This window comes from Streptomyces sp. NPDC054786 (genome assembly GCF_053611685.1).
On record NZ_JBSHAW010000108.1, the window covers coordinates 1 to 1529 of the forward strand.

At 70.8% G+C, this 1529-nt stretch carries 1 protein-coding gene; it reads left to right on the top strand.

Annotated elements, in window-relative coordinates; translation table 11 throughout:
• A partial coding sequence (locus ACWGI6_RS38200) for a polyketide synthase dehydratase domain-containing protein (RefSeq protein ID WP_453271775.1) occupies positions 1-1529 on the top strand: 1529 nt, incomplete at both ends.

The following is a 1529-nucleotide window of genomic DNA, read 5'->3' on the forward strand; positions in this document are numbered from 1 at the left end:
GCACCCGTCGACTGGTCCCCGCTACTCACCAACCGCCCCGGCACACACACAGACCTCCCCACCTACGCCTTCCAACGCCAACGCTACTGGCTCGACACCCGGGCCTATCTCGCCGACTCCTGGCTCGGCGGCTCTGCCGATGTCCGGGAGGCCGGGCTGACCGCGTTCGAGCACCCCATGCTCGGCGCCGCCCTCCGGTCGCCCGAAGGGGAGAGGATCACGTTCACCGGGCGCCTGTCGGCAGAGTCGACGCCGTGGCTGCTCGACCATGCCGTGGGCGGTATACCTCTTCTGCCCGGTACTGGCTTTGTGGAGTTGGTGCTGGCTGCCGGTGCCCATGTCGGGTGCGGGGCACTGGAGGAACTGACGTTGGAAGCTCCGCTGGTGTTGCCGGAACGCGGCGGGATGTCGGTCCAGGTCGTGATCGGCGAGGACTCGGGCGGGAACGGGCGTCCGGTGACCGTGTACTCGTGTCACGAGGCGTCGGAGGGTCCGTGGACCCGGCATGCGTCTGGTGCGCTCCTGGCCGGCGACGGGGTCACCAAGTCCGTCTCCCTGGGCGAGTGGCCGCCGCGTGGTGCGGAGGTGTTGCCGGTGGAAGGGTTGTACGGGGAGCTGGCCGAGGCCGGTTTCGGCTACGGGCCGGTGTTCCAGGGGCTGCGGGCTGCGTGGCGGCGTGGTGAGGAGCTGTTCGCGGAGGTTGCGCTTCCCGACGGTGCGGATGATGGAGCGGCGTACGGTCTGCATCCGGCGCTCTTCGACGCCTGCCTCCACCTGATCGGACTGGTGTCGGACGGCGGCCCGGCGCGAGTGCCGTTCGCATGGTCCGACGTGGCGCTGCATGCCTGGGGGGCCTCGGCAGTGCGCGTCCGAGTGTCGCCCGACGCCGGTTCGGACGCCATGACACTGGAGATCTCCGACACCTCTGGCACGCCGGTGGCCTCGGTGGGGTCCCTTGTGTTGCGCGAGCCCGCTGCCGTGCGCCAACCCACCCGGAACGGCCTGTACCACGTGGTCTGGACCCCGGTGTCGGCGGGCCGGGACGCATCGGTTGCGGACTTCACCACTCTGCGGCTCGAACCCGCCCGTGACGCTGCCGCCGTGCATGCGGCCGTACAGCGCGCGCTGGCCGAGGTGCAGAGCGCACTGGCCTCCGGCACTCGGCTTGCTTTCGTCACCTGCGGTGCGGTGGCGCTGCCGGGAGAAGACGTCACCGATCTCGCCGGTGCGGCGGTATGGGGTCTCGTACGCTCCGCGCAAGCCGAACACCCAGGTGCGTTCCTGCTGGTCGACACCGACAGGGCCGGCGACACCGACGTCCATGCTGCGGCCGCCGCCGGCGAGCCGCAGATCCTCGCCCGGGCCGGGCAGCTGTTCGCCCCCCGGTTGCAACACGTCGTCCCGTCCGACGAGCACCACGTGCAGACGCAGGAGTTCGGTCCTGATGGGGTGGTGTTGGTGACGGGTGCGGGTGGTGCGCTGGGTGGTGTGGTGGCGCGGCATCTGGTGTCGGCGCATGGGGTGAGGCG